The sequence below is a fragment of the Chloroflexota bacterium genome (genome assembly GCA_026713825.1).
GTDB lineage: Bacteria > Chloroflexota > Dehalococcoidia > Lucifugimonadales > UBA1127 > UBA1127.
Window position 1 is genome coordinate 22,511 of the sequence record JAPONS010000026.1, and the last position, 26,958, is coordinate 49,468.

Here is a 26,958-nt window from a genome sequence, read left to right on the forward strand (position 1 = left end):
GAGCCATGGAACTCGGGATGATAGGCCTGGGGCGCATGGGCGCCAACATGGTCTTCCGGCTCCTGCGCGGCGGCCACCGCGTCGTCGCATACGACGTCCGCGCCGAAGCCGTCCGCGAGGTCGAGGCCCAAGGCGCCGCCGGCGCCGGCTCCCTCGCCGAGCTCGCTGCCCAGTTAACGCCCCCGCGCGCCGCATGGGTGATGACCCCAGCCGGCGAGGTCACGGAGCGCACTATCAACGCAGTCTGCGGCGCCCTGTCGCCCGGCGACGTCGTCATCGATGGCGGCAACGCCAACTACAAGGACAGTATGCGCCGCGCCGCCGCCCTCAAGGAGCAGGGCATCTACTTCCTCGACGCCGGCACCAGCGGTGGCGTCTGGGGCCTTACCGAGGGCTACAGCCTCATGATCGGCGGCGAGAAGGAAGCCTTTGACCTCGTCGAGCCCATCTTCCAGACCCTCGCCCCCGGCCCGGACCGCGGCTACGGCCACGTCGGCCCCGCCGGTGCGGGCCACTTCGCGAAGATGGTCCACAACGGCATCGAGTACGGCATGATGCAGGCCTACGCCGAGGGCTTTGAGCTGATGAAGGCCAAGGAGGAGTTCGGCCTTGACCTCCCGCAGATTGCCGAGATCTGGCGCTACGGTAGCGTCGTCCGCTCTTGGCTCCTCGACCTCACCGCCGAAGCGCTGCAGGGCGACCCGGACATGTCGAGCCTGCAGCCCTACGTCGAGGACTCGGGCGAGGGCCGCTGGACCGTCGACGAGTCCGTCGCCCTCGCCGTGCCCACGCCGGTCATCACCCTCGCCCTGCAGATGCGCTTCCGCTCCCGCCAGGACGACTCCTACGGCGCGAAGCTCCTCGCCGCCATGCGCAACCAGTTCGGCGGCCACGCGGTCAGGAAGGCCGAGTAATGCCCGGAGAGGCCATCACCATCGTCATCATGGGCGCGACGGGCGATCTGGCCCGCCGCAAGCTCATCCCCGCCCTCTTTGAGTTGCGCTGCAACGGCGGCTGTCCTCTCGAGATGAACCTCGTCGGCTTCTCCCGCACGCCTCTCACGCACGAGGGCTTCCGGCAGATGGTGTGGGAGAGCGTCCGCGAGTTCGGCCCCCTCGCCCTCCGCACGGACGAGTGGGAGGACTTCGCCCAGCACCTCCACTACGTCACCGGCGACCTCGACAGTCTCGAGGACCTCGAGTTACTCACCGAGCTCCTCAACGAGTTCGAGCGCGGCTTTGAGGGCGTCGCCAACCGCCTCTATTACCTCTCCATCGCCCCCTCGCTCTACGAGGTCACCCTGCGCAACATGGGCGCCAGCGGCATGACCGACGAGGGCAACGGCTGGCGCCGCGTCGTCATCGAGAAACCCTTCGGCCGAGACCTCGCCACCGCGCGGGATCTCAACCGCACTGTCCACTCCCTCTTTCGAGAGGAGCAGGTCTACCGCATTGACCACTACCTTGGCAAGGAGACCGTGCAGAACCTCATGGTCTTCCGCTTCGGCAACATCCTCTTCGAGCCACTCTGGAACAGCCACTACGTCGACAACGTGCAGATCACCGTCGCCGAGGAGCTCTCCGTCGGCGACCGCGCCGGCTACTACGACACCTCCGGCGTCGTCCGCGACATGGTCCAGAACCACCTGCTCCAGATCCTCACCATCATCGCCATGGAGCCCCCGACCGGCGTCGACGCCGACTCCCTCCGCGACCGCAAGGTCGATGTCCTCAAGGCCATCCGCCACTGGACGCCCGGGGAGGCCGCCGTCAACGCCGTAGCCGGCCAGTACGACGGCTACCTCGGCGAGCCTGACGTCCCGCCCGGCTCCCGCACACCCACCTTCGCCGCCATGCGCCTCTTCGTCGAGACCTGGCGCTGGCACGGCGTCCCCTTCTACCTGCGCTCCGGCAAGTCCATGGCCGGCAAGATCTCTGAGGTCGTCGTCCAATTCCGCCGCCCGCCCTCCGTCATCGCCGGCCCTGACACCGTCTTGCCCGGCAACCCCAACCTGCTCGCCCTGTGCCTCCAGCCCGACGAGGGCGCCCATCTCCGCTTCGAGGTCAAGGTGCCCGGCCAGGGCCTCACCATGCGCTCCGAGCACATGCAGTTCCAGTACGAGTGGGCATTCGGTCAGCAAGCAATCCCCGACGCCTACGAGCGCCTCCTGCAGGACGCCATCAACGGCGACCCCGCGCTCTTCATCCGCAGTGACCACATTGAGGAGGCCTGGCGCGTCGTAGACCCGCTCTTGGAGGCGTGGTCGCGCCCCAACGCCCCGCGTCCTGAGCGCTACGCCCCCGGCACTTGGGGCCCCCACGCCGCCGACCGCCTTCTCGCCGAGCACGGCCACCACTGGATCACCGTCTGCGGACAGCGGTATGCCCCATCCCCCTGACATCCATATCCATGCGACGCCCCACGAAGCCGCCGAGGCCCTCGCCCGTGAGGTCTCCCGCCTCTCCGCCGACGCCATCGCCGAGCGCTCCCGCTTCACGATAGCCCTCGCCGGCGGCAGCACCCCCGCCGCCCTCTACCGCCTGCTCGCCTTGCCCCCGTACGTCGCCGAGATCGACTGGCCCCGCTGGCACGTCCTCTGGGGCGACGAGCGCTGCGTCCCGCCGGACCACCCCGACAGCAACTACGGCATGGCCAAGCGCACCCTCATCGACCACGTCCCCATCCCCGAATCGCATGTCCACCGCATGGCGGGCGAAGCCCCGCCGCAGCAGGCTGCCGACGCCTATGCCGCCACCCTCGCCGGCGCCCTGGCCCCCGACGGCCGCCTGGACTTCGCCCTCCTCGGCGTCGGCGATGACGGCCACACCGCCTCCCTATTCCCCGACACCGCATCCCTCGCCGAGAACGAGCGCTCTGTCGTCGCCAACTGGGTCCCCCACCTGGACACCCACCGCATCACCCTGACGCTCCCGACACTCAACCGAGCCCGCCACGTCGCCGTCCTCGCCACCGGCGCGGACAAAGCCGACGCCGTCCGCCGCGCGCTTGCCCCAAACGCAGCCGACGCCACGCCCCCCATAGCCCTCGTCATCCCTGAAGACTCAGCCGTAGTCTGGCACCTGACCGCCGCCGCCGCCGCCTCACTCCTCCATTCCGGCGAAAGCCGGAATCCAGGAGAGGGGCAGCCCGACAACGCGCACTCTCACCCTGCCAACGACCCCTCGGGCCAGAGCTAGGCGCGACGCATGGACATGGCGGAAATCCTCTCCCTCTGGTGGGTCTACCCCGCCGCCGTCTGCATCGCGACCCTCGCCATCTCGACGGGCATCAGCGGCGGCCTCTTCTTCGCGCCCTTCTTCCTCCTCGTCGTCGGCCTGCCGCCCGCCCAGGCCATCGGTGGCGGCCTGATGACGATGATCGCCGGCACGGGCTCCGGCGCCTTCAGCTACAACCGCCAGGGCGTCGTAGACTTCACCATCGTCCGCTCGCTCCTGCTCGTGACCGTCCCCTTCGCCATGGGCGGCGCAGTCGTCGCCCTCATAGTCGACGCCGACGCCCTCCGAGCCGCCTTGGGAGCAGGCCTCATCGCCCTCGCCGGCTTCCTCCTCTGGACCAACCTCCGCCGATCAACCTCTCGTCGTTCCCGCGAAGGTGGGAACCCCGACGCCACGGACAAGGCTACGGCTCCCTCTGACCCCGTCGAAGGCTCCTCCGCCGCGGCCGTCGTCCAAGCCCGTGACGGCCGCGAGTACCATTACACCCGCCCCGGCCGCACCGGAAGCCAGGCGATGGGCGCGGGCGGCGCATTCCTGCAGGGCCTCATGGGCGCTGGACTCCCCGAGGTCACCACCACCCAGCTCGTCCTTCGAGGCAAGCTCCCGCCGCGAATCGCCGTTGCGACCTCCGTCACGACGCTGACCGTCACCGTCTTCTTCGCCGCCCTCATCCACGCCATCGGCGGCGAGCCTCCATGGCACGTCGTCGTTTGGTCCATGCCCGGCGCTCTCACCGGCGCCCAGTTCGGCGCCCGCCTCCAGGCCAAGCTCCCCCCCAACGTCTCCCAACGCTTCCTCGCCGTAGTCTTCCTCGCCGTCGGCATCCTAGTCATAGCCCTCCGCGATGCGGGGTAAGCCCCCCAACCCGTCGTTCCCGCGCAGGCGGGAACCTCACCATTCGAGGCCCTCGTCATTGAGCTGCGTGTTGCGGCGCAGTTGAACTCCGCCGAAAGGCTCCTTCAACCACCGAAACACCCCCGCCCCCTCTGCTATACTCACTAGCAGCCCCCACACCCCTCGCAGGAGCCGCCCATGCCCGCCTTCGCCGAAAACCTCCTCGCCGCCGCCGAGCGCAACCGCAGCCTCCTCTGCGTCGGCCTCGACCCCGACCCCGTGCGCATGCCCGTCGCCGACGTCGCCGAGTTCAACCGCGCCATCATCGAGGCTACCGCGGATCTAGTCTGCGCCTACAAGCCCAACCTGGCCTTCTACGAGGCGTTCGGCCCTCCCGGCCTCGACGCCCTCCGCGCCACCCTCGACGCCATCCCCGACTGGATCCCCGTCATCGCCGACGCCAAGCGCGGTGACCTCGACAACTCCTCCGCCGGCTACGCCAGGGCCCTCTTCGACGTCTGGGATTTTGACGCCGCCACCTTCCATCCCTACATGGGCCGGGACTCCCTCGCGCCCTTCCTCGCCCGCCCGGAGCGCGGCATCCTCGTCCTCTGCCGCACCTCCAACCCCAGCGCCCGCGAGTTCCAGGACCTCCAGGTCACGCCCATGACCGGTGGCGACACCCGCCCCATGTACGAGTACGTCGCGATGACCGCCGCCAAGTGGAACGACAACGGCAACGTCGGCCTCGTCGTCGGCGCCACCTACCCCGACGAGCTCGAGCGCGTCCGCGACCTTTGCACCGACATGCCCATCCTCATCCCCGGCGTCGGCGCGCAGGAGGGCGCCCTTGAGCGCTCCGTCGCCGCCGGCATCGACGAGCGCGGCCGCAACGCCATCGTCAACGCCAGCCGCGGCGTCATCTACGCCGGCGACGATCCCGCCACCTACCCCCAGGCCGCCCGCGACGCCGCCCAACACCTCCGCGACACCATCAACCGCGTCCTCGAAGACCGCGGCCTCGGTTGGGCCGCCTAACCCCGTTCGCCCTGAGCCTGTCGAAGGGCCCCCTCGCTACCGTCATTCCCGCGAAAGCGGGAATCCAGAGAGGAAGAGGGGCGCAGCCGGAAAGGAAGTCACGTTGCCGCCGATCCTCGACCTGCACCTCGGAGACATCCTCACGCTGAAGAAGCAGCACCCCTGCGGTGGCTCGACGTGGGAAGTCGTGCGGGTAGGTATGGACATCGGCATCGTCTGCCGGACGTGCAACCGCCGAGTCATGCTCCCGAGAAGCGAGCTGGAGCGGCGCGTAAAACGCCACGAACAGGCTCAGTAGAGGGGAAAACTGGAGCGGAAGAGGGGATTCGAACCCCCGACCTCCTCCTTGGCAAGGAGGCGTTCTACCACTGAACTACTTCCGCTCAGGTAGGCATTCATTATAGGAATCCCGTTGCCAACCGGTCAACCAACTTAATCGTCATACCGGCGAACGCCGGTATCCAGGAATCCAAAAACTAGCCCGCAAACTCCGTTCGCCCTGACCCCGTCCTGAGCGCGCCGAAGGAGCCTGTCGAACGGAGACCCCCCTACCCCGCCACCCGGCTCGGCATCGCCTCTCCCTTGCACGCCGCGATCGCGTTCTCGACTGCCATCATCGCCATCCGACGCCGCGTCGCGAAGCTCGCGCTCCCGATGTGCGGCGTCACCACCACGTTCGGCAGCGCCAGTAGCGGGTGGTCGGCCGGGATCGGCTCCGGCGCCGTCACGTCCAGCCCCGCCCCGGCAATCTGCCCTTCCCGCAGCGCCGTCAGCAGCGCCTCAGTATCCACGACGTCCCCGCGAGAGGTGTTGATGAGGAACGCCGTCGGTCGCATCGCCGCCAGCTCCGCCGCGCCCATGAGGTTGTGCGTAGAGACCGTCAGCGGCACGTGCAGCGACACAAAGTCGCTCTGTGCCAGCAGCTCTTTTAGGTCCGGCACGTACACGGCCCCCAGCGCCGCTTCCGCCTCCGTCCGGCGGTTGTTCGCCGTGTACCGGAGGCGCATGTCGAACCCCCGGGCCCGCCGCGCCACCGCGCTCCCAATCGCGCCCATGCCAACGATGCCCAGCGTCGCCCCGTACACGTCCGTCCCCAGCCACAGCGCCGGGTGCCACAGCCCCCAGTTGCCCGCCCGCGTGTCCGCGTCGGACGCCACCACGTGCCGCGCCACCGCCAGCATCAGCGCGAAGGCCAGGTCCGCCGTCGTCTCCTCCAGCACGTCCGGTGTGTTGGAGACCAGCACGCCCCGCCCCGCGCACGTCGCCACGTCGACGTTGTTGTACCCGACGGCCATGTTCGCGACGACCCTGAGCGTCGGCGCCGCGTTCAGCAGTTCTGCGTCCACCCGGTCCGAGATCATCGTCACGATGGCGACGCACCCCGCAGCCCGCTCGGCGAGCTTGTCCGGTGGCGGCGGCTCATACGCCTCCCACACGTCCACCTCGGCAAACTCCTCCCGCAGCCGGGCCAGCGCGTCGGGCGCAATTTCCCGCGTGACAAACACCCGTCCGTCAATCATGCGCGTCTCCAAAGCGGTCTCTGTCTTCATTGTAGATGCTGGAAGGTGGGACGCTTCAATGCCGTTGCGAAGCTGTTGGTGGTATAGACCATTCCTTTAGCTTGGGGGCTATTGATACATGCCAGACGCTGACTCCAAACGTATTGCCGCTCTCGCTCGCCCTTGCCCATACAAGACCAAGTTGGGTACTATGGCTGCAATCTGCGCTGGCTTTGCTACGGTCTTGCTGTCGCAGTCGACGGGAGACGGGGCCGTCCCCCGCACCCAACACCGCCGGGGAGGGATCCAGCAATGACCACGAGGCACAACCCTAGTATCGCCTATAGCATCACGGTGCGGGCCCAGTACCCCAACCGCGTCGGCATGCTGGCCGCCATCTCCGCTGCCATCGGCGAGGTAGAGGGCGACATCGGCGCGATCGACACCGTCAGCTCCAGCCGCACCTCCATGACCCGCGACATCACCGTCAACGCCCGCGACGTTGCCCACGGCGAGCGTATCGCCAACCGCGTCCGCAAGGTGCCCGGCGTCAAGGTGGCCAGCGTCTCTGACCCCGTCTTCCTGCGGCACCTCGGCGGCAAGATTGAGGTCAACAGCCGCTCGCCCGTCACCACCCGCAATGACATGTCCATCGTTTACACGCCCGGCGTCGGCCGCGTAAGCATGGCCATCTACCACGACCCGCAGGCCCTCTGGACGCTGACGGGCAAGGGCAATACCGTCGCCGTTGTCACCGACGGCACCGCCGTCCTCGGCCTCGGCGACATCGGCCCCGGCGGCGCCATGCCCGTTATGGAGGGCAAGGCCGTCCTCTTCAAGGAGCTCGCCGGCGTCGACGCCTACCCCATCTGCCTCGACACCAAGGACGCCGACGAGATCGTTGAGATCGTGAAGGCCATCAGCCCCGGCTTCGGCGGCGTCAACTTGGAGGACATCTCCGCCCCCCGCTGCTTCTATGTCGAGGAGCGCCTGAAGGACGAGTTGGACATCCCCATCTTCCATGACGACCAGCACGGCACTGCCGTCGTGGTGCTGGCCGGCCTCATCAACGCCGTCAAGATCACCGGCAAGAAGATGGAAGACCTGAAGGTGGTGGTCAACGGCGTGGGCGCCAGCGGCATTGCCTGCGCCAAGATCCTCATGACCGCCGGCTGCTACAACATCATCGGCTGCGACACCCAGGGCATCGTCTACCGCGGCCGCGACAACCGCGGCAACAAGGCCAAGGACGAGTTCGCGGAGATCAGCAACCCCGACAACATCGAGGGCGACCTCGCCAAGGCCATGCAAGGCGCGGACGTCTTCCTCGGCCTCTCCGGCCCCAACACCGTCACCCCCGCTATGGCAAGGGAAATGAACGACGAGCCCATCATCTTCGCCATGGCCAACCCGGACCCGGAGATCTGGCCCGAGGAGGCCCAGGGCATCGCGAGGGTCATGGCAACCGGCCGTTCTGACTACCCCAACCAGATCAACAACGCCCTCTGCTTTCCCGGCATCTTCCGGGGCGCCCTGGACGTCCGCGCCCGTGAGATCAACGAGGAGATGAAGCTCGCCGCCGCCCAGGCCATCGCCGCCGGCGTCCCCAACAGCGACCTCAACGAGGACTACATCATCCCCAGCATCTTCGATAAGGGTGTCGTCCGCCGCGTCGCCCGGGAGGTGGCCGCCGCCGCCCAGCGCACCGGCGTCGCCCGCCGCTCCCGCCGCCGCGTAACCTCCTACTCCCCCCGCAGCCGCGGCGTGTAGGTGGTCACTATTCCCGGGCGTCCACCCGCACGAGCTCGCTCTGCCAATCGAGGATGCGGCGGTCTGAGGTGAGAAGGTCGTGGCCTCCAAGCGCCGTCGCGACGATAAAGCGATCGGCTGGGTCTCGATGGAGGTCGGTGAGAAGACCGGCGCGCACTGCGATGTTGCCGTCGACAGGAATCTCCACCAGACCATCGCGCAGCAGGGTAGCGCGCCATGTTTCTACATCCACGCGAAGTTCTATGCGCCCCTTCCCGTGGAGCATCGCTACTTCCCAGAACGTAATGGTTGAAACGGCAAGATTGGCGTCTTGTAAGGCCTGCTCAATACGGAGTCTGGCCCGCCTGCCTAGGCGTGAGTCCCCAAGCCGGTCCCAGACAAGCGCTTGTGTATCCAGCACTAGCATGGGTTCAACACCCGGTCCGGATTGGACTCCGCCTCCCACTCTTCGCTCGTGTCAATATCGAGGTCACCGTGGATGACTATGAGCCCTCGGTCCCGTCCAAACCACGGCGTCTTCGGCTTTTCCCGCAGCGGCGCCAGCTTCGCCACCGGCTCCCCGAACTTCGTAATGACAATCTCCTCGCCGCTCTCCGCGACTTCATCCATCAACTGCAGGCACTTCGCCTTGAACTCGGACGCCTTGATCGTCCGCGTTGGGGTTTGTCCTGTATAGGTCGCCATGTACGGCTCCTTGCAAAGTGGTCTCCGAATAATACCATGGTCATGGCCATGGTCACAATCCGCTCGCCAGACGCTCCAACGCCCTCACCCCGGCAGCCTCCGCGACGACCGCGTGATGCCCCGCCGAATGGCGAGCGCGTTCGGCATCGCCTTCGTCACCACGCGCCAGAACGCCTTCGAGTGGTTCCGCACCTTCAGGTGCGCCAGCTCGTGCACCGCGACGTACTCGATATCCTGCTCGTCCAGCATCAGGCACCGCCAGCTGAACCGCAGCACCCCGTCCGCCGAGCAGCTCCCCCACTGCGCCCGCGCCCCGCTGATGCGCACCACCGGCTTGGCCATCGGCGCCACAAACGGCTTGCACTCGTCCACCGCTTGTTGAATGACCTCCGCCGCCTGTGTCCTGTACCACCCGACCAGCGCCTCTCGAACGCTTTCCCTGAGGGCATCTCCCTCCAGCCCCGGTGGCGCCGTCACATGAAAGTGCCATCTGCCGAGGTAGATGAGGTCGGGCTCCTCGACGAAGACGTTGCAGTCCTCGTCGTGAAGGCTCACCGCCACTGCCTCAACCGGTCCTGCCTCGATGGTTATCGCGGCGTTTCGACCGAGGTACGGCACGCTTTCGCCGTACCCGAAGGGTGGGATCTTGGGCCGCTCTCGGTACTCGATCAGCTTGTCCACTACCCAGCTGCCCTTGGCCTGCACGAACTCTCGAACGCGCCTCTGCGAGATCCGCACCGGCGCCCGCACCTCCACTATCCCGCCCAGCACGCGAAGTCCCATCGTCCGCTTGCGCCTAGGGCTGCGAATAACGGTGAAGTCGATGCGGCGTCCGTTCCACTCGACCGAGTCCAGCTCAGGCGGTGGCGGCGGGCGAATCGGCCGCTTGCGCGGTCGGGGAATGGCCAATTTCATAGGTGTAGTTTAGAGCTGCGTTGGTGTACACGCTATGTGCTGAGGTAACAGTTTCTGGGCTTGCGCTGAACCGGGCTGGATGGTGAGGAAATCAGCTATTGCACAGTCACGTTCGGCACGTCCTCGTCCAGCCCGATGATGAAGTTCCGAACGATGCGGTTAAACCCTTCCGGCCGCTCCGCCATCGGCAGGTGCCCCGCGCCGTCGACCCCCGCCAGTCGCGCGTTCGCCATCCGTTCCCGCAGCCGCTCCGCCTGCGACAACGGCGCGATGCCGTCCATGACGCCCCACACCAGCAGCGTCTCCGCCGTCAGTCCCTCGACGGCCCCCGTAAGTTCCGCGTCGCCGATGCCGTCCGCGACCTTCGCCAGCGTCTCCCGTCCCTTCGACTGCCGCATGAACTCCGGCCCCTGCCGCACGTTCTCCCACTGCGTGCCGAAGCCCGTCCGGTCCGCCGTCGCGACCATCCCCAGACGGGCGAACATCCCCGTCGCAAACGCCTCGTCGTCCATCGCCGCCATGTCCACCGATGGCGCGTCGTCCCACGAGAGCCCCAGTGGGTCGACGAGCACCAGCCGACGGAACCGCTCCGGTTGCGCCGCCGCCATCCGCATCGCCAGCCAGCCGCCGACGCAGTGGCCTATCAGCGTCGCCTCCTCGATTCCCGCGTCGCCGAGCAGCCCGGCAATGAGCCGCGCGTAGTCGTCGACGCTCGAGACACCCTCCGGCGGCGCACCGTCGGCCCAGCCCGGCATCTGCGGCGCCCAGATGTCCGTCACGGTGCCCATTGCGATGTGGTAGCTCTCCCACCGCCCCGACGGCCCCATGCCGTGCAGGTACACCACCGGCGCGTACCGTTCCAGCCGCCCGCCCCGGAAGTAGGGCACCTCCACGCCGCCAACTTGCGCCGTGTGCCGGCCGTAGACCGAGCCGTCTGCTGCACCCATGAGTCCGCTCCTGAAATGCTATGCGTTGAGGATGTTCGCCAACCCGTTCATCGAATCGTCATTCCCGCGGAGGCGGGAATCCAGTAGGGCAGGGTTGGCGCTTGTTCGCCAGTCCGTTGGGCTTTAGGTTGTCAAACTGCCTGGCTGACAGATGGCCCTTATGCCGACTCCGTCCACCAGATCTTTACGCAGTCGATGTGAAACCCGGACCCCGGCGCCGCGGGATCCGGCACCGGCCCGCCCTCTGGCACCGCCACCTCGACGCGCACCAGGTAGTCCTCGCCCGACTCCACCCGCCGCTGTGCCGAGAGCGAAGCGTCAGGGTCCGTCTGGTCGGCGATGGCGCTGAAGTCCCCGTACGCGCCGGAGTAGATGGCCTGCCGCTCCGAGCCCGACTTGTAGAAGCTCTCGATGAGCACCTGCGCATCGTCCGGCACCGTCGCCCCGTCCTTCGCCGCCATGTGCAGCCGGAGCCTGCTGCCCCGGTGCTCCGCCGTCGGCCCAACGAAGATGAACAGGAACGGGTTCCCGTCCGGCCCCGGCTCCGGCACCGCCAGCTCCCAGCCCCCCACCGCCATCCCGTCGCGGGTCTCCTGTATCAACCGGGTTATCTCCACCGAGTTCTCGTCGAGGACATGGTTCGCGCCGTTGTACAGGGGCAGGGGCATCGCGATCGCCTCCGTGGCCGAGGCTCGCCTCAAGCGCTCCACCGGCCGGTGTTGGTATTGGTTAGCTGGCGTTCACTCCCGCCAGCGCGGGCATCACGTGCTCCGCAAACAGCCTCTTGGACTTCATCACGTGCTCGTGCTTCAGCTTCCCGCACCGGAACATCCCCAGGAAGTTGCCGTAGCCCGCCGTCTCCATGTCGTTCCGCAGCCACTCCGTCACGTAATCCGGGTCGCCGCACACGATGTAGCCCGACTCCCGCAGCTTCTCGAACGGCGTCCCCGGTGCCGGCATCTCCGAGCCCCGTGACCGCTTCCGGTAGTCGAAGCTCCTGTCCGTCTGCACGCCCGGCAGCGGCGCCGGCATCGGCACCGGCCGGCTGAACGCCGTTAGCCGCCGAACGTACATCACCGCCTCGCGGCACTCCTCGATCGCCTGCTCGTTCGTCTCCGCCACGTGCAGGTACCGCGACCCGATGAAGTAGTCCGGCGTCGCCTCCCACCCGTACTGGTCCCGCGCGACGTCCTTGTAGTACTCGAAGGCGTCCTGGAACACCGCCGTCGGATTCCACACCCGCGCGATGGGGATGCGCCGCTCCGCCGCAAACTCGATCGTCTCCGCCGACCCCGCCGGCATCCAGATCGGCAACGGGTTCTGGATCGGCTTCGGCCACACAGAGACCGCCCGCAGGTTGTAGAACTTTCCCTCGTAGTCGAACAGCTCCTCTGACAGGCACTTCTTCACGATGTCGTACGACTCCGCGAACCGCTCCCGGCTCGTGAACGGGTCCACGTTGTACGAGATCAGCTCCTGCGGCACGCCCCGCACGATCCCGCCGATGAATCGCCCGCCCGACAGGCAGTCGAGCTGCGCAAACTCCTCCGCCGTGTGCACCGGGTGGCGCAGCGGCAGCACGTGACCCATCACGCCCACCTTCATCCGCTTCGTCAGCGCGATCAGCGCCGACGCCAGCGGCGTGCTCGACGGGTTCAGGCTGAAGTACGTGAAGTGGTGCTCGTTGACGAACACCCCCTCGAACCCCAGCTCCTCGCAGAGCAGGAACTCCTCCAGGTGCTCGTGGTATGTCTCCGCTGCCAGGCCGGGGTCGCAGAAGCGGTTCGTCTGCAGCGTCTCCGGCCCCACCTCGTCGGGTACGCCGGGGTACGTGAACTCATCGAAGCCATAGAATTTCATGGGGAGAGTGACTCCTCTCTATCGCGGTCGCCGAAAACGGCTACGCAGTGATACCACGTTCAACACCGTCAGCGCAACCTTGGTCGCCATCGGCGAGGTGGTACAATCACGCATAGAACAACACACCCGGAGGCCCCAATGCCCGTAGACGCCGTATCCCTCGAGGTCTTCAAGAACCTCCTCGCCTCCGTGGCAGAGGAGATGGGCGTCGCCCTCGGACGCACCGGCTTCTCCCCGAACATCAAGGAGCGCAAGGACTACTCCTGCGCCCTCTTTGACCCGCACGGCAACATGGTCGCCCAGGCCTCCCACATCCCCGTCCACCTCGGCGCCATGCCCGCCTCCGTCGCCGCCGCCCTCGAGGGCTTCGACTTCGACCCCGGCGACATCATCGCCCTCAACGACCCCTACCTCGGCGGCACCCACCTCAACGACGTCACCCTCGTCGCCCCCGTCTTCGCCCCCCCATCGTCGTTCCTGCGAAGGCAGGAACCCCGACAGACAGGGAGGATTGATGAGGCCGTTCACCCTGAGGGAAATCGAAGGGCGAACGGAAGGGGTGGCCGTAGTCGAGAGGCCCTCGTCGGCTTCGTCGCCAACCGCGCCCACCACGCCGACATCGGCGGCATGACCCCGGGCTCCCTCCCGCGCTCCACCGAGCTCTTCCAGGAGGGCTTCATCATCCCTCCCCTGAAGCTCGTCCGCGCCGGTGAGGTCAACGCCGAGGTCGTCGCCCTCTTCTGCCGCAACTCCCGCACTCCCGACGAGCGCCGTGGCGACCTCGCCGCCCAGATCGCCGCCTGCCGCACCGGCGAGCGCCGACTCCAGGAGATGGTCGAACGCTACGGCTGGGCCACCGTCCGCGAGCACGAGTCCGCCCTCCTCGACTACTCGGAGCGCCTCACCCGCGCCGCCATTCGCGCGCTCCCCGACGGCGACTACTCCTTCTCCGACGTCCTCGACGACGACGGCCTCACGGACGAGCCTGTCCCCATCGCCGTCACCGTCTCCGTCCGCGGCGACGCCATGACCCTCGACCTCTCCGAGACCGCCGCCCAGCGCCGCGGCTGCGTCAACGCGCCCCTCGCAGTCACCCTCTCGGCCGCCCTCTACGTCCTCCGCTGCATCGTCGGCGAGGCCGCCCCCTCCAACCAGGGCATCCTCCGCCCCGTCGCCGTCGTCGCGCCCGAGGGCAGCTTGGTGACCCCGCGCCCGCCCGCCGCCGTCGCCGGCGGCAACGTCGAGACCTCCCAACGCATCACCGATGTCCTCTTGGGCGCCCTTGCCAAGGCTCTCCCGGACGTCGTCCCTGCCGCCAGTCAGGGAACCATGAACAACGTCCTCGTCGGGGGCCACCAGGACGCCGCCAACCGCGGGTTCGCCTATTACGAGACCATCGCCGGCGGCATGGGCGCCCGACCCGGCGCCGACGGCCTCTCCGCCGTTCACACCCACATGACAAACACCATGAACACGCCCATCGAGGCCCTCGAGCTCTACCACCCCATGCGCGTCCGCAGCTACCGCGTCCGTCGCGGCTCCGGCGGCGACGGCCAGTTCCGCGGCGGCGACGGCGTCGTCCGCGACACCGAATTCCTCGCCCCCGCCGTCGTCACCGTCCTCGCCGAGCGCCGCCGCTCCGCCCCCTACGGCCTCCAGGGCGGCGCAGACGCCACCCCCGGCGAAACGGTCCTCCTCAAAGACGGCGTAGAAGAAGTCCACCTACCCCCCAAGGTAACCCTCGATGTCGCCCCCGGAGACGTCCTGAGCATCCGCACCCCCGGCGGAGGCGGCTGGGGCAAACCCGCCTGACCTTCTCCATACCGGCGAAGGCCAGTATCCAGTGGGCTAAGGGGAACACGTCGTCCCTGCGGATGCAGAGCCTGTCCCCTACTCCGATACAAGGGCGGGAACCTTGGGGTTGCGGAGTGGAACCGTTCGTGCTGAGGGAAATCGAAGCATGAACGGGGGCCGCAGTCCCCGCGAGGCGTCCTCCCCCAACCACCCCCACCTCCGTCGCGTGGTGTACAATCCCCCCGCATTCCATCCGCCCGCCCCGAGGGCAGCATCCCACCGGAGGCCCCCATGCCAGAAACCATGACCGGCAAGCAGGCCCTGCTCGAAATGCTCAAGGCCGAGGGCATCGAGTACATATTCGGCAACCCCGGCACCAGCGAGGCGCCCTTCATCGACCTGCTTGGCGACTACCCGGAGATCCGCTACTTCCTCACCCTCCAGGAGAGCGTCGCCATGGGCATGGCCGAGTCCTACGCCCGCGCCACCGGACGCCCCTCCTTCGTCAGCCTCCACGTCGACAGCGGCCTCGCCAACGGCATCGCTCTCATGCTGGACGCCCTCAACACCGGCACGCCCATGGTCGTCACTTCCGCCAACTACGACGTCCGCAAGGTGAACGAGTCCATGACCGACCTCGCCCAGCTCGTCCGGCCCGTCACCAAGTGGGCCGTCGAGCTCACCCACGCCGAACAGGTCCCCAGCGCCCTCCGCCGCGCCTTCAACGAGGCCAACACCCACCCGAAGGGCCCCGTCTACGTCGGGTTCGCCTCCAACGCCCTCGAGGGCATCGCCGAGATGAACATCGTGCCCTCCCGGCCCGCCTTCGATGCGACGCGCCCCAGCGCGGACGGCATCGCTCGCGCCGCCTCCCTGCTCCTCGACGCCGATCGCCCCATCATGCTCGTGGGCGACCGCGCCTCCGACGACGGCGCCAACGAGCAGGCGGTCGAGCTGGCGGAGCTCATTGGCCTACCCGTCTACCAGGTCCGGGGCGCCGAGGTGGCGTTCCCCTCCGCCCACCCCCAGTTCCACGGCAACCTCTCCCTGCGCGTCGCCGCCTCCCGCGCCGCCGTGCAGCGCGCCGACCTCGTCCTCGCCGTCGGAGCTGAACCCTTCGAGGAGCTCTTCTACTGGGGCGACGTCATCCTGCCCCCCGAGGCCGGCCTCGTGCACATCGACCCCGTCCCCGGTCGCATCGGCCGCTCCGAGCCCACCGATGTCGGCATCGTCGCCCACTGCGGCCTCGCCCTCGCTGATCTGACCGCGCTCGTGAAGGAGCGCCTGTCGCCCGCCGCCCTGCCCGCCATCGACGAACGCCGCCGCGCCGTCGTCGCCGAGGCCCGCCGCAACCGTGAGGCCTACGAGGCCTCCGTCGCCGAGCGCTGGGACAACCGCCCCATGAGCCCGGCCCGCATGATGTCCGAGCTCGCCGACGCTCTCCCACCCAACGCCATCGTCGTCGACGACGCCATCAGCAACCGCGGCCCGCTCCGCCACTACATCCACGCCGCCCGTCGCGCTGACATCCGCGCCGTCCGCGGCCAGTCCATCGGCGGCGGCACCGGCGCCACGATGGGCACGCAGGTCGCCTACCCGGACCGCCCCGTCTTCGGCATCCTCGGCGACGGCAGCGCCATGATGACCGTCCAGGGCCTCTGGACCGCCGCCAACGACAACATCCCCTGCGTCTTCGTCATCTGCAACAACGGCATGTACCGCGTCCTCAAGGTCAACTTCAACGTCTACCAGGGCGAGGTCCTCGGCATGCCGGAGACCTCTGGCGGCCGCTTGCCCTACTCCGACTTCGCCGCCCCCTTCGACATGGCCGCAATCGCCAACAGCATGGGCGTACACGGCGAGCGCATAACAGACCCCGCCCAGATAAAGCCCGCCATAGACAGAGCCGTAGCCTCCAACCGCCCCGCCCTTCTGGACGTCATCATAGACGGCTCGCTGTAGCACACGATTGTTGCCGGTGCCAAAGTCCCTTCCCCCGCCCACCCCCATCGTCATACCGGCGAAAACATGCCCTGTACCCCGATACGGGGCCGGTATCCAGGGGTGGAGACGAAGGTATCCCTTCCCCCGCTCGCGCCGGCACGCTAGCATACGCACACCACCCCGCACGCAACCAAAAAGGGGAAAGAAAATGCGCACCAACACCACGAAGGCCAAGCTCAACGAGGGCAACGTCGTCTTCGGCGGCATCGTCACCCGCTACGCCCCCGACATGGTCGAGATCCTCGGTGCCCTCGGCTACGACTTCGTCATGATCGACTGCGAACACGGCCCAGCCGACCTTGACCAGGTCGAGCACATGGTCCGCGCCGCCGAGTCCTTCGGCATCACCCCCATCGCCCGCATTCCCGACCACTCGGAGCAGACCATCCTCCGCTACCTCGACCGCGGCCTCCAGGGCATCATCGTCCCCCACGTCAACACCGGCGAGCAGGCTGCCGCCGTCGCCCGCGCCGCCCGCTACCATCCCGACGGCTACCGTGGCGTCGCTGGCGGCCGCGCCCACAACTACGGCATCCGCGTCTCCATGAGCGAGGCAACGGCCTGGATCAACTCCCAGCTACTCGTCATCCCCATGGTTGAGGACATCGAGGCCGTCAACAACCTCGACGACATCCTGCAAGTAACCGGCGCCGACGTCCTCCACGTCGCCCCCTCCGACCTCGGCCAGAGCCTCGGCAACCCCGGCGCGGCAGAGGTCCGCCGCGTTATGAGCGATGTCATCCCCCGCATCCGACCCGGCGGCAAGCACGTAGGCGTAGGCGGCAACAACCCCAACGACACCGCCGCCGTAGCAGACTTCATCCGCCAGGGCGCAAACTTCGTAACAGTCTCCGCTTGGGCCCTCCTCCGCAAAGCTGCGGAGGACTTCCTCAAAGACGTCAACGCGGACCTTTGAGTACCCCCCGTCATACCGGCGAATGCCGGTATCCAGAAGGGCCGCGCGGCAGTCCCTTCCCCCCTTTGTGGGGGAAGGTTAGGATGGGGGGAGTCCCCCAATCGCCTTGAGCCTGTCGAAGGCTCCTGCGAAGGCAGAGCCTGCCCCCGCGCAGGCGGGGGAACCCGGAGGTGCGGGGCTGGGACTCCTTCCCCCGCTCGCGGAGGAAAGCTGGGATGGAGGGCCGCGCCCCCTCCGTTCGTCCTGAGGGAAATCGTAGGGGGCGAACGCCCCCTACCGCCCCGCCGTCGAGGGCTGGTGTGCCTTCAAAAACGACCGCACCTGCTCGATCGTCCGCGACTTCACGTCCTCGGCTTCCTTCCACGGGTACGCCGTCACCTCGGCCTTGGGCGCCAGCGCCACCAGGTCCATTGCCGCTTGGTACGAGTGCGCCGGCGTGTCGTCCGGCATCACCAGCAGCGGCGTCTGGCACGACGCGGCAAAATCGCGAGACACGCAATACATGAAGTCCGGCTGCACCCGATATAGGTTGTGCAGGTACCGCTCCACAACGTCCATTGTCACGTCGGGCCGCTGCTCACACAGCGCCGGGCCCCAGCTCTCCATCCCGCCGTTGTACATCGCGTCCGGCGTCGCCTCCGCGTGCCCCACCGGCTGGCACAGCACTGCGGCCAGCACCCGCTCCGGCGCCCGCTCGATGAGCTTCATCGCAAACGGCCCGCCGATGCAGTAGCCCATGAAGAAGAATTCCCGGATGCCCAGGTGGTCCATCAACCCCAGCTGGTCGTCCGCGAAAGCGTCCCACGGGTCCTCCACCTGCACCGGCCCGCTCGACTCGCCGCCGATGGCGTTCCGCTGGTCCATCGTGATGCACCGGAAATCGTCCTTGAACGCCTCCATCGCATTGAACACCTGCCCCGGCCAAACCTCCACCCGAGAGTTCAACCCCCCGCCGGGCGTCACCAGCAGCGGAAACCCGGACCCCACCTCCTCATACCGTATCCGCACATCCCCCCGCTCATACATAGGCATAGCAATACCCCTTTCTCAGCCGCAGCAGTCGATTGCACGCGATTGTAGTTTGGGGGTGCAAGGTGTCAAGGCGAGCGCCAAACTGTTCGCCCTGAGCCTGTCGAAGGGTCCCACGAACGGATTGGGTGTTTCCCATTCGGCATTCCTGCGAAGGCAGAAATCCAGAGGCGCGGTGTCGAGGGGCTAGTCCCTTCCCCCTTGGGGGGAAGGTTAGGATGGGGGAGTTCTCCCCCTACTCCGCGTCAGCCCCACGTCCCCCAACCCACCGCAACACCACATACCCCACAACCCCCGCCAGCACTGACGCCGCAAACACGCCCATCTTCGCCTGGTCCACGACCGCCGGGTCGCTGAACGCAATCCCGGAGATGAAGATCGCCACCGTGAACCCGATACCGGACAGCAGCCCCACGCCCAGCACCTGCGCCCACGACACGCCCGCCGGCAGCCCGCTGACGCCCAGCCGCACCGCCAGCCACGTCGCGCCAAGGACCCCGATCGCCTTGCCCACCGGCAGCGCGACGAACACCCCCAGCGTCACGCTGCTCTCCAGCGCCGCCGACAGCGTGCCGGACGTGAAGACGATGCCCGCGTTCGCCAGCGCGAAGACCGGCAGGATGACAAAGCTCACCCACGGGTGCACCTGCCCCTCCAGCCGCTCCATCGGCCCCTCCGTCCCGCTGCTCAGCCGCTCGATCTGCGCCGTGATGGCCTCGGCCTTCTCGTTGTCCTCGTCCCTGATCGCCTGCCTGTAGTCGGTGAGCAGCACCTCCACCGCCGCCGCGTAGACCTCCCTCTGGATGTACGGCTTGGACGGCACGACCGCCGCCAGCGCGACGCCCGCCAGCGTGGCGTGGATGCCGGACTCCAGCAGGAACTGCCACATCACGATGCTCAGGATCACGTAGAACCCCAGTGACCGCACCCCAAGCCGGATGCACACCGCGATTATGGCGAAGACCGCGATGGCCAGCCCCAGGTCGCTCCAGCTGATGGCGTCCGAGTAGAAGACGGCGATGACCCCTATCGCGCCCAGGTCGTCCACCACCGCCAGCCCCAGCAGGAACACCCGCAGCTCCGCGGGAGCCCGTCTCCCCAGCAGCGCCAGCACCCCCAGCGCGAACGCGATGTCCGTCGCCATCGGGATGCCCCAGCCCGCCGCGCCCGCCCCGGACGTCCCGTTGAACGCGACGTACACGAGCGCCGGGACCACCATGCCGCCCGCAGCAGCTGCCGTCGGCAGGAAGGCCTTCCTGAAGCTCGAAAGCTCGCCGTGCAGCAGCTCGCGCTTGATTTCCAGCCCCACCAGGAAGAAGAAGATCGCCATCAGCCCGTCGTTGACTAGGTGCCCAAGGTTCTCGTGGAGGTGGAAGATGCCGATGTCTATCGAGATGTAGTTGTGCCAGAAGCTCCCGTACGAGTCCGCCCACGGCGAGTTCACCCACCCGAGTGCCGCCGCCGCTGCCGCCAGCAGGATGAACGCGCCGACTTCCTCGGTGTGGATGTAGTTCTGGATGGGGACCCGCAGCGCCCTCACAAGGTCGGACGGCCCCCGCAAGACCCTCAGTATTCGCAACGTCCCCGCACCTAACCTTCTGCCCCTTCTCCCTCAGGGGGAAGGGGCTGCCCCGTACTCGATACGAGGTTGGGATGAGGGTTGTTCCCCCTAGTGCACCTCGTGCCCGCCGGCCATGTTGATCGCCTGCCCCGTCACGTAGTCCGCCTCGTCGCTAGACAGGAACGCCGCCAGTCGCGCGATGTCCGCCGCCACCGCTAGCCGTCCCAGCGGGATCGTCGCCGACCGGTCGCGCACCATGAACGCCCGGTGCTCCATGGCCGACTGCCCCTCCGGCGCCGTCGCCGCCGCGATGAAATCGACCCGCTCCGTGTCCACCAGCCCCGGGCAAATAGCGTTCACCGTGATCCCGTACTGCGCCACCTCCAGCGCCAGGCTCTGCGTGAACCCGATCACCGCAAACTTGCTCGCGCAGTACGCCGCGTACGTCGCCGTCCCCGTCTTCCCCGCGCGGGACGACATCGTGATGATCCGGCCGCCCCCGCCGCGTGCAATCATGTGCCGCGCCGCCGCTTGGCACACCAGCCACGTACCCTTCACGTTCACCCGTTGCACCAGGTCGAAGTCCTCTTCCGTCACCTCGACCACCGGCTTCCGGTCCCCGCCGGGCCGCGAGCCTGCGTTCGAAACGACGATGTCGATCTTGCCGAACTCCGCCACCGCCTCGTCGTACATCGCCTGCACCTGCGCCGAGTCCGAGACGTCCGCGATGATCGCCTTCGACCGGCGCCCCATCGCCTCGATCTCCTCCACCACCGACGACACGCCGCGCCACGGCCGGTCCGGGTACGGTATCGCCGTGAAGTCGTTGACGATCACGTCCGCGCCCTCTTGTGCCAGCCGAGTCGCAATCCCCCGGCCCATCCCATTCTCACCGCCCGCCCCCGTAACCAGCGCAACCTTCCCCTCAAGTCCGTACATCTCTACCCTCTCTCCTTAGTCTCGTCATACCGGCGAATGCCGGTATCCAGAAACCCCGCGGCCAACCCCATCTGCCATACCCCGGCTCCCCCGCTTCGTCGTTCCCGCGCGGCCTGCCCCGTACCCCAATACGGGGGCGGGAACCCAGGGGGCCGTGTGTGGGGCGCATCTACCTCATCAACATTCGCACAACCGCGACGCCCGGTTCGCTACGGCTCGTCCAGCCGCTTCACTGCCCGTTCATTCCTGCGGGCCACCATGCGAGCCAGTCCCAGGGTTCGCCCCGCGTCCAGCCTAAGCATGTCGGCCTCGTCCATGGGCGTGCCGCGCCGTTCCGAGGTCACCAGCGCCGACGCCATCCAGTACTTCCAGCCGTCGGGGAGCAGGCTGCTGTCCTCTATTGTCACCAACCCGCTACGTTCCCAGTGGCGCCTCCACCATGCCGGGCTGTGGAGGCAGAAGAACGCCGGCTCCCAGTATGGCCGGAGGTGTTCCGGCGGCTCGTCCGAGGTCATTTCCTCGACCAGCCCGGCCACGACGATTCCCATCTGCCCACCCGGCTTGACCAGCCGGGCCATGTACGCCTCCAGGTAGAGGTCGTCCGTCCCGAAGTATTGGTACGCGTCGACGCACACCATCGCGTCGAAAAACTCGTCGGCGAATGGCAGGGCATGCGCATCGGCATGAATGGGGTACACGCTGTCCTCAACACCGGCGTCGCGAATGCGGTCGAAGTTGGCGCTGGCGTCAATCCACAGGTCCGTCGCCCATACCTGCACCCCGTACTCCTTCGCAAGGAATATGGAGCTCAATGCCTTGCCGCAACCCATGTCCAGGACTCGTATCCCGGGCTTGAGGTCCATGCACTCCGCCAGGAACTCCGTCAGCAAAAGGGCATTCGGGCCCATCATGTTTTCCATCACCCATTCGGCATCATACTTGGCCGAGCGGGGAAATGCGGTCGGATTGAAAAGGTGCTCCCGTCCTGCATCGCTGCCCTGCAAACTTCGCCTCCATACCCGCGTAGAGCTTGCCCCGTGCCTCGATACGGGGCCGGTATCCAGGGCGAGGAGGGGCAACCCTGACACCACCTCATTGCCCTCAACCCACGCTCCCCGCTACCGTCCTCCCATGGTAATGGCAATCCACCACCGTAACCACATCACAGGGCGCCTTCACGCCGCGGGCAACACCAACGAATTCGTTGCAAACACATCCCATGCCAATCACGTAAGCCGGTCCGCAAGCAGGGAAGGGGGGGAGGATGCTCCTGCAAAAAATTTTCGTGTTGTAGCTAAAATGTGCCACACTCGCTACAAAACAAGGCAGGTTGTTTTGCGATTCAACCTCAAGAACCGTCACCAACTATCTTGTTGCCGATGCACGGTGCGTCACCCCTGCCCCCCGCGAAGGCGGAAGGATCGAGAGTGGCAAAGGCGTTGGGGCGCCTTGACGCCTGAGGCTTCCTGGGAAGTTGGGTTGCGACCACGCCCTACGCCGCGAACGCGTCCAGCGCCTCCAGGTCCCACGCCAGCCCCAGCCCCGGCGCGTCCGACAGGATGATCTCCCCGTTCTCGATGGCCGGGACCTCCTGGAACAGCGGCGCGCTCCACGGCATGTTCTCGACGGTCAGCCCGTTCGGGATCGCCACCATCGTGTGGGCCAGGATCTCCGGCGCCAGGTGGCTCACCACCGGCAGGTTGAACGCCTCCGCCATGTGCGCCGCCTTCATCCACTGCGTGATGCCCCCGGCCCGCAGCAGGTCGATCATCACGATGTCGATGCTCCGGTGTTCCAGCATGTGCCGGAACGGCGCGATGCCGTAGTGGTACTCTCCCGCCGCCACCGGCATCGTCAGCGCGTCCGCGATCCGCGCCAGCCCCGGGTAGTCGAGGTGGTCGGTCGGGTCCTCGAACCAGTAGAGCCCGTACTCCTCCAGGCGCCGCCCGATGCTGATCGACTGGTTCACGTCCCACCCCTGGTTGATGTCCACCATGATGTCCACGCCGTCCCCGACGGCCTCCCGCATCACCCGGGCCCGCTCCAGCTCCGCGGCCGGCGTCTTCTCCCCGCCCAGCCGGAACTTCATGGAGGTGTACCCCTCCTCCACCAGTCGCGCGCCCGTCGTGGCCAGCGCCTCCAGGTCGTAGGTGCGCCACAGGAAGCCGCTCGCATAGGCGGGCATCCGGTCCCGGTAGCCGCCCAGCAGCTTGTGCACCGGCTGCCCCAGCGCCTTCCCCTTGATGTCCCACAGCGCCACGTCGATGGCCGCCGACGCCCGCGTCAGCATCCCCTCCGGCGACCCGCCGCCCACGGCCCGCAGCCGCTTCCCGATGGCCTCGATGTCCATCGGGTCGCTGCCGATGACGAGCTCCGTCAGTGCGTTCACCAGCTCGTGCAGCGGCTTCAGGATCACGTCGCTGACGAACCCCGCATACCCCATCCCCTCGATGCCCTCGTCCGTCCGCAGCGTCAGCGTCACGAAGGGCGCCACGTTCGCCCCGCCCACCGGCGGCCCCGGCTCCCGGGGCACGCATACGGCCCGAGTCTCAAAGCTGGCAATCTTCATAGCCCCTCCAGAAGTGCAGCATGAACCTTGACGCGAACAGGGTACGCGAGACGCAGCCCCCCGCGAAACCCCAAACCCTGACACAGCGCCGTTGCCCCAAAGCGCCATCCCTCGCTACCCTCACCCCCTGGCGACGGTAGCAGCGCCCCGCAAGGAGACATCAAGACAATTTGGAAGAGAAACTTTCAGAAGGGGTTACGAAGAAGTCCCGTCGTGGAGGTGAAGCGAACGTGACCGCGGCGCTTGGGGCGCTACAGGTCCCCAAGCCCCTGCGGCGGCCGCTCCGCCACCGGCTTGTCGAGGATTTCCTGCGCGAGCATGGCCTGCCGGAGCGTGTTCTTGTTCAGCACCTTGGCCGCACCCGAGCGGCGCGCTCGCTGGCCCGCGACGGCCGCGGCCGGTCCCCGCTGCGCCGCCTGCGGAGGCGCTGCCTGCGTGGAGGTGGTTGCCCGTTGCGGCTGCCGACGCGGGGCCTCCGGCTGTGCCCGGGGCACTTCATAGCCGGGCCCCTCCAGCGATTCCCCTTCCAGGGACCGCTGGTCAGGCCCCACACGGTAAGCCTCGGCCGTCGTGGACGTAGGACGCTGCGGGGCGCGTGGCGGCTCCGGCGGGGGCGGTGGCTCGGCCGGAGACACGTTCTCGCCGCGCTCCATCGCCTCGCGCACCTCTTGGATGCGCTCCTGCGCCCGCCGCCGAAGCTCTTCAAGCCTGCTGTTGGCCATATCCGGTCCGCTCCTGCCGCCGATACTCTACGGCTGGGTGCCCTCTTCCGGCTGGTCGCCCAGACTCTCCCGCATGGAGGTGTCCGCCTGGACGTTGCGCATGCGGTAGTAGTCCATGATGCCGAGGTTGCCTGCCCGGAAGGCCTCCGCCATCGCGCGGGGTACCTCCGCCTCGGCCTCCACGACGCGGGCCCGCATCTCCTGCGTTCGCGCCACCATCTCCTGCTCCTGCGCGACTGCCATGGCGCGCCGCTGCTCCGCCCGTGCCTGCGCAATCTGCTTGTCCGCCTCTGCCTGGTCGATCTGCAGCTGCGCCCCGATGTTGCGCCCCACGTCCACGTCCGCAATGTCGATGGACAGGATCTCGAAGGCGGTGCCCGCGTCCAGCCCGCCCGACAGCACCTTGCGCGATATCTGGTCGGGGTTCTCCAGCACGGCCTTGTGCGCGTCGGCCGAGCCGATAGCCGAGACCGTGCCCTCGCCCACGCGGGCAAGGATGGTCTCCTCGCCGGCGCCTCCCACGAGGCGGTCAAGGTTCGCCCGCACCGTCACCCTCGCGACGGCGATGAGCTGGATACCGTCCTTGGCCACTGCCGACACCCGTGGCGTGTTGATGACCCGCGGGTTGACGCTGGTCTGCACAGCCTGCAGCACGTCGCGGCCCGCAAGGTCGATGGCCGTTGCCCGCTGCCACGTCAGGTCGATGTTCGCCTTGTCGGCGGAGATCATGGCGGACACCACGCGGCCCACGTTGCCGCCGGCCAGGTAGTGCGCTTCCATGTCGTTGATGTCGAGGTCCTGCCCCGCCTTGGTCGCGGAGATGAGTGGCTCGACGATGGCGTTCGGGTTCACCTTCCGCAGCCGCATGCCGATGAGGCTCAGCAGGCTGACCGGCACGCCCGCGAAGATGGCGCTCAACCACAACCCGACCGGGATGAAGAAGAGGATGAGTCCCAGCGTGAAGATAATGGGAAGTATGAGAAGGAGAAGGACTACGATTCGTCCGATCCATGCCATGGTTGCATCTCCTATGTGCCTATTTTTGTGGTGGTGCGCTGTCCTCGCTGGGGGGAGTCTCTTGGCCTTCGCCGGGCGCCACCGCCCGTACCACACGCCGGTACTCCTCATCGGCTATAACGACGACTGAGGTCCCGGCGTCGATGAAGCCCCCTTCTGATACCACGTCCACTCGTTGGGTGTCAATTTGCGCGACGCCCGCCGGGTGCAGCACTGTAAGCGTCACACCCCGCTTGCCGAGCATCGAGACGTACCCGTGCGGCGCTGCCTCGGCGACCGGTGCACCGGCAACGCCAAACCTGTTCAGCAGCCCACTGCCCCGCGGCAACGAAGTCTGCAGCGCAAGCCCGCCCAGGCCGCGCCTGTTGGGCAGCAACGTCAGGATTGCGGCGGCTCCCACCACGATGGTGACCAGTGAGCCGAGCAGCACCAGTCCCGCCCGCACGAAGTCTCCCGTCGTGGCGCCCTGCCCGATCAGTGATATGTATAGTCCGGCAAAGAACGCGATGCCGCCAATCAGTCCCGCCACGCCGAACCCGGGGGTGAGCACAAGTTCCACCGCGATGAGCGCTATCCCTATCGCCACTAGCACGACGCCCTCCCAGCCGGAGAGCTCCGCCAGGAAACCGCCCCAGAAGAACAGCGCCAGCAGCAGGACGCCAGCGATGCCCGGCACGCCAAAGCCGGGCGAGGTCAGTTCCGCCAGCAATCCCAGGAACCCGAGCGAGATGAGCAGCGACGCCACAACCGGGTTGGTCAGAAAGCGCACAAAACGCTCCGCAAGGCTGTACTCGACCTGCACCAGCTCCGCCCCAGAGATGCCCTCCAACTCGAGGACCTCCGTGATGCTGGAAGCCTCGCCGTCGGCGTACCCCCACTGGAGCGCCTCGCTGGTGGTCATCGTGAGGAGCTTGCCCTCCTCCACCAGCCCGTCGATGGCCACGCTGTCGTCCACCATCGCCTCCGCGATGCGAGGGTCGCGCCCCCTCACCTCAGCGACGGCGCGGAAATCACTGCGGACAGCGGACACCACCTTCTCTGAGGCGGTCTCGCCCTCTTGGTCGACGGGCGTCGCGGCCCCAATGACGCCGCCCTCGTCCATGTATATCTTGTCGGCGGAGATGGCGATGAGCGCCCCGGCGGAGAACGCCTCGCGGTTGACGTACGCGATGACTGGCACCTCGGCGTCGAGGAGTGCGTCCTTGATGGAGAGTGCGGCGTCCAACCGGCCGCCCGGGGTGTTGATGTCGAGGAGGACGGCGTCGGCGCCCTCCTCCGCCGCGGTACTGAGCACCCGCTTCACGTAGGGCGTCATGCCGAGGTCGATGGTGCCGTTGATGGTGGCGACGTACACGCGCCCGCCGGCGCCGGACTGCCCCAGCACGGTCGGCACGAGCAACCCCAGCAAGCCGAGGACGATGAGCGTGGCGCTGAACGCGCGCATTGCCGTGCGTAGTGCTGGCATTCGATGCGCCCCTTTCGCTCGGTTGAGCCCCCGCGCTCTCCTCACACCTCTCCCTGCTATAGTTCAAGTATACCCTACGGAGTCGGACAAAGCCTCGCGCGTAGCGCCGCGCACGGGACTTCAGATTGACGCAGCTACGGCCCACTGCTACCATGATCC

The 26,958-nt window shown here is 67.5% G+C and carries 25 protein-coding genes and 1 tRNA gene; 10 read left to right on the plus strand and 16 right to left on the minus strand.

Annotated features, from left to right (window positions below):
* Positions 1-5: 5 nt before the first annotated feature.
* The 6 genes from gnd (at position 6) to OXC99_03170 (ending at position 5,406) form a co-directional block, all read left to right on the plus strand.
* Positions 6-914: a decarboxylating 6-phosphogluconate dehydrogenase gene (gene gnd, locus OXC99_03145; protein ID MCY4623983.1), complete on the plus strand. Its 909-nt coding sequence runs from the start codon at positions 6-8 to the stop codon at positions 912-914.
* Positions 914-2,398 carry a glucose-6-phosphate dehydrogenase gene (gene zwf, locus OXC99_03150; protein ID MCY4623984.1) on the plus strand — a complete coding sequence of 495 codons (1,485 nt, stop codon included), beginning with the start codon at positions 914-916 and terminating at the stop codon, positions 2,396-2,398. The genes gnd and zwf overlap by 1 nt, the downstream gene beginning before the upstream one ends.
* The gene (pgl, locus tag OXC99_03155) at positions 2,382-3,197 is read left to right on the plus strand and encodes a 6-phosphogluconolactonase (protein ID MCY4623985.1); all 816 of its coding nucleotides are present in this window, start codon (positions 2,382-2,384) and stop codon (positions 3,195-3,197) included. Before zwf ends, pgl begins: the two co-directional genes overlap by 17 nt.
* 9 nt (positions 3,198-3,206) lie before the next feature.
* The gene (locus OXC99_03160) at positions 3,207-4,091 is read left to right on the plus strand and encodes a sulfite exporter TauE/SafE family protein (GenBank protein ID MCY4623986.1); all 885 of its coding nucleotides are present in this window, start codon (positions 3,207-3,209) and stop codon (positions 4,089-4,091) included.
* A gap of 177 nt (positions 4,092-4,268) precedes the next feature.
* Positions 4,269-5,108, plus strand: a complete 840-nt coding sequence (gene pyrF / locus OXC99_03165; GenBank protein MCY4623987.1) for an orotidine-5'-phosphate decarboxylase — start codon at positions 4,269-4,271, stop codon at positions 5,106-5,108.
* A 103-nt stretch (positions 5,109-5,211) separates the two neighbouring features.
* Entirely contained in the window at positions 5,212-5,406 is a 195-nt protein-coding gene (locus tag OXC99_03170; protein ID MCY4623988.1) for a DUF951 domain-containing protein, read from the plus strand.
* A gap of 10 nt (positions 5,407-5,416) precedes the next feature.
* Here the strand turns inward: OXC99_03170 and OXC99_03175 are convergent.
* Both OXC99_03175 and OXC99_03180 read right to left on the minus strand, forming a co-directional pair.
* Positions 5,417-5,491 (minus strand) — tRNA-Gly (locus OXC99_03175).
* Positions 5,492-5,656: 165 nt separating this feature from the next.
* Complete coding sequence (locus tag OXC99_03180; protein ID MCY4623989.1) at positions 5,657-6,628, minus strand: D-glycerate dehydrogenase; 972 nt, start codon at positions 6,626-6,628, stop codon at positions 5,657-5,659.
* Between the two features lie 291 nt (positions 6,629-6,919).
* On the opposite strand from OXC99_03180, the gene OXC99_03185 reads away from it, so the two are divergent.
* Entirely contained in the window at positions 6,920-8,377 is a 1,458-nt protein-coding gene (locus OXC99_03185) for an NAD-dependent malic enzyme (protein ID MCY4623990.1), read from the plus strand.
* 7 nt (positions 8,378-8,384) lie between these two features.
* Here the strand turns inward: OXC99_03185 and OXC99_03190 are convergent, their stop codons facing one another.
* From OXC99_03190 to OXC99_03215, 6 genes are all read right to left on the minus strand, one after another.
* A complete protein-coding gene (locus OXC99_03190; protein ID MCY4623991.1) occupies positions 8,385-8,783 on the minus strand; it encodes a type II toxin-antitoxin system VapC family toxin in 399 nt (132 codons plus the stop codon).
* The gene (locus OXC99_03195) at positions 8,777-9,061 is read right to left on the minus strand and encodes a type II toxin-antitoxin system prevent-host-death family antitoxin (protein ID MCY4623992.1); all 285 of its coding nucleotides are present in this window, start codon (positions 9,059-9,061) and stop codon (positions 8,777-8,779) included. The genes OXC99_03190 and OXC99_03195 overlap by 7 nt, the downstream gene beginning before the upstream one ends.
* An 84-nt stretch (positions 9,062-9,145) precedes the next feature.
* Complete coding sequence (locus OXC99_03200) at positions 9,146-9,976, minus strand: SprT family zinc-dependent metalloprotease (protein MCY4623993.1); 831 nt, start codon at positions 9,974-9,976, stop codon at positions 9,146-9,148.
* Positions 9,977-10,071: 95 nt separating this feature from the next.
* Entirely contained in the window at positions 10,072-10,923 is an 852-nt protein-coding gene (locus OXC99_03205) for an alpha/beta hydrolase (protein ID MCY4623994.1), read from the minus strand.
* 158 nt (positions 10,924-11,081) lie between these two features.
* Entirely contained in the window at positions 11,082-11,591 is a 510-nt protein-coding gene (locus tag OXC99_03210) for a hypothetical protein (GenBank protein ID MCY4623995.1), read from the minus strand.
* A 61-nt stretch (positions 11,592-11,652) separates the two neighbouring features.
* Positions 11,653-12,783 (minus strand): LLM class flavin-dependent oxidoreductase, encoded by a 1,131-nt coding sequence (locus OXC99_03215; GenBank protein ID MCY4623996.1) that lies wholly within the window; start codon positions 12,781-12,783, stop codon positions 11,653-11,655.
* A 138-nt stretch (positions 12,784-12,921) separates the two neighbouring features.
* On the opposite strand from OXC99_03215, the gene OXC99_03220 reads away from it, so the two are divergent.
* From OXC99_03220 to OXC99_03230, 3 genes are all read left to right on the plus strand, one after another.
* Positions 12,922-14,595: a hydantoinase B/oxoprolinase family protein gene (locus OXC99_03220; protein ID MCY4623997.1), complete on the plus strand. Its 1,674-nt coding sequence runs from the start codon at positions 12,922-12,924 to the stop codon at positions 14,593-14,595.
* A 273-nt stretch (positions 14,596-14,868) separates the two neighbouring features.
* Positions 14,869-16,539, plus strand: a complete 1,671-nt coding sequence (locus OXC99_03225; GenBank protein MCY4623998.1) for a thiamine pyrophosphate-binding protein — start codon at positions 14,869-14,871, stop codon at positions 16,537-16,539.
* 190 nt (positions 16,540-16,729) lie between these two features.
* On the plus strand, positions 16,730-17,497 hold the full coding sequence (locus OXC99_03230) for an aldolase/citrate lyase family protein (GenBank protein ID MCY4623999.1): 768 nt from the start codon (positions 16,730-16,732) through the stop codon (positions 17,495-17,497).
* A gap of 273 nt (positions 17,498-17,770) precedes the next feature.
* On the opposite strand, the gene OXC99_03235 is transcribed toward OXC99_03230, so the two are convergent.
* The 8 genes from OXC99_03235 to OXC99_03270 all read right to left on the minus strand — a co-directional run bounded on the left by OXC99_03235 (position 17,771) and on the right by OXC99_03270 (position 26,799).
* A complete protein-coding gene (locus OXC99_03235; GenBank protein ID MCY4624000.1) occupies positions 17,771-18,529 on the minus strand; it encodes an alpha/beta hydrolase in 759 nt (252 codons plus the stop codon).
* A gap of 232 nt (positions 18,530-18,761) precedes the next feature.
* Positions 18,762-20,105, minus strand: coding sequence for a Na+/H+ antiporter NhaA (nhaA, locus tag OXC99_03240; protein ID MCY4624001.1), 1,344 nt, complete (start codon positions 20,103-20,105; stop codon positions 18,762-18,764).
* A 90-nt stretch (positions 20,106-20,195) separates the two neighbouring features.
* Positions 20,196-21,026 (minus strand): SDR family NAD(P)-dependent oxidoreductase, encoded by an 831-nt coding sequence (locus tag OXC99_03245; protein MCY4624002.1) that lies wholly within the window; start codon positions 21,024-21,026, stop codon positions 20,196-20,198.
* A gap of 209 nt (positions 21,027-21,235) precedes the next feature.
* Positions 21,236-21,946, minus strand: a complete 711-nt coding sequence (locus tag OXC99_03250; GenBank protein ID MCY4624003.1) for a methyltransferase domain-containing protein — start codon at positions 21,944-21,946, stop codon at positions 21,236-21,238.
* Between the two features lie 572 nt (positions 21,947-22,518).
* Positions 22,519-23,595, minus strand: a complete 1,077-nt coding sequence (locus tag OXC99_03255) for a mandelate racemase/muconate lactonizing enzyme family protein (protein ID MCY4624004.1) — start codon at positions 23,593-23,595, stop codon at positions 22,519-22,521.
* Positions 23,596-23,846: 251 nt separating this feature from the next.
* Positions 23,847-24,317, minus strand: coding sequence for a hypothetical protein (locus tag OXC99_03260; protein ID MCY4624005.1), 471 nt, complete (start codon positions 24,315-24,317; stop codon positions 23,847-23,849).
* A gap of 27 nt (positions 24,318-24,344) precedes the next feature.
* Positions 24,345-25,334, minus strand: coding sequence for a flotillin-like protein FloA (gene floA, locus OXC99_03265; protein MCY4624006.1), 990 nt, complete (start codon positions 25,332-25,334; stop codon positions 24,345-24,347).
* A 19-nt stretch (positions 25,335-25,353) separates the two neighbouring features.
* A complete protein-coding gene (locus tag OXC99_03270) occupies positions 25,354-26,799 on the minus strand; it encodes an ATP-dependent Clp protease proteolytic subunit (GenBank protein ID MCY4624007.1) in 1,446 nt (481 codons plus the stop codon).
* Between the last annotated feature and the right edge of the window lie 159 nt (positions 26,800-26,958).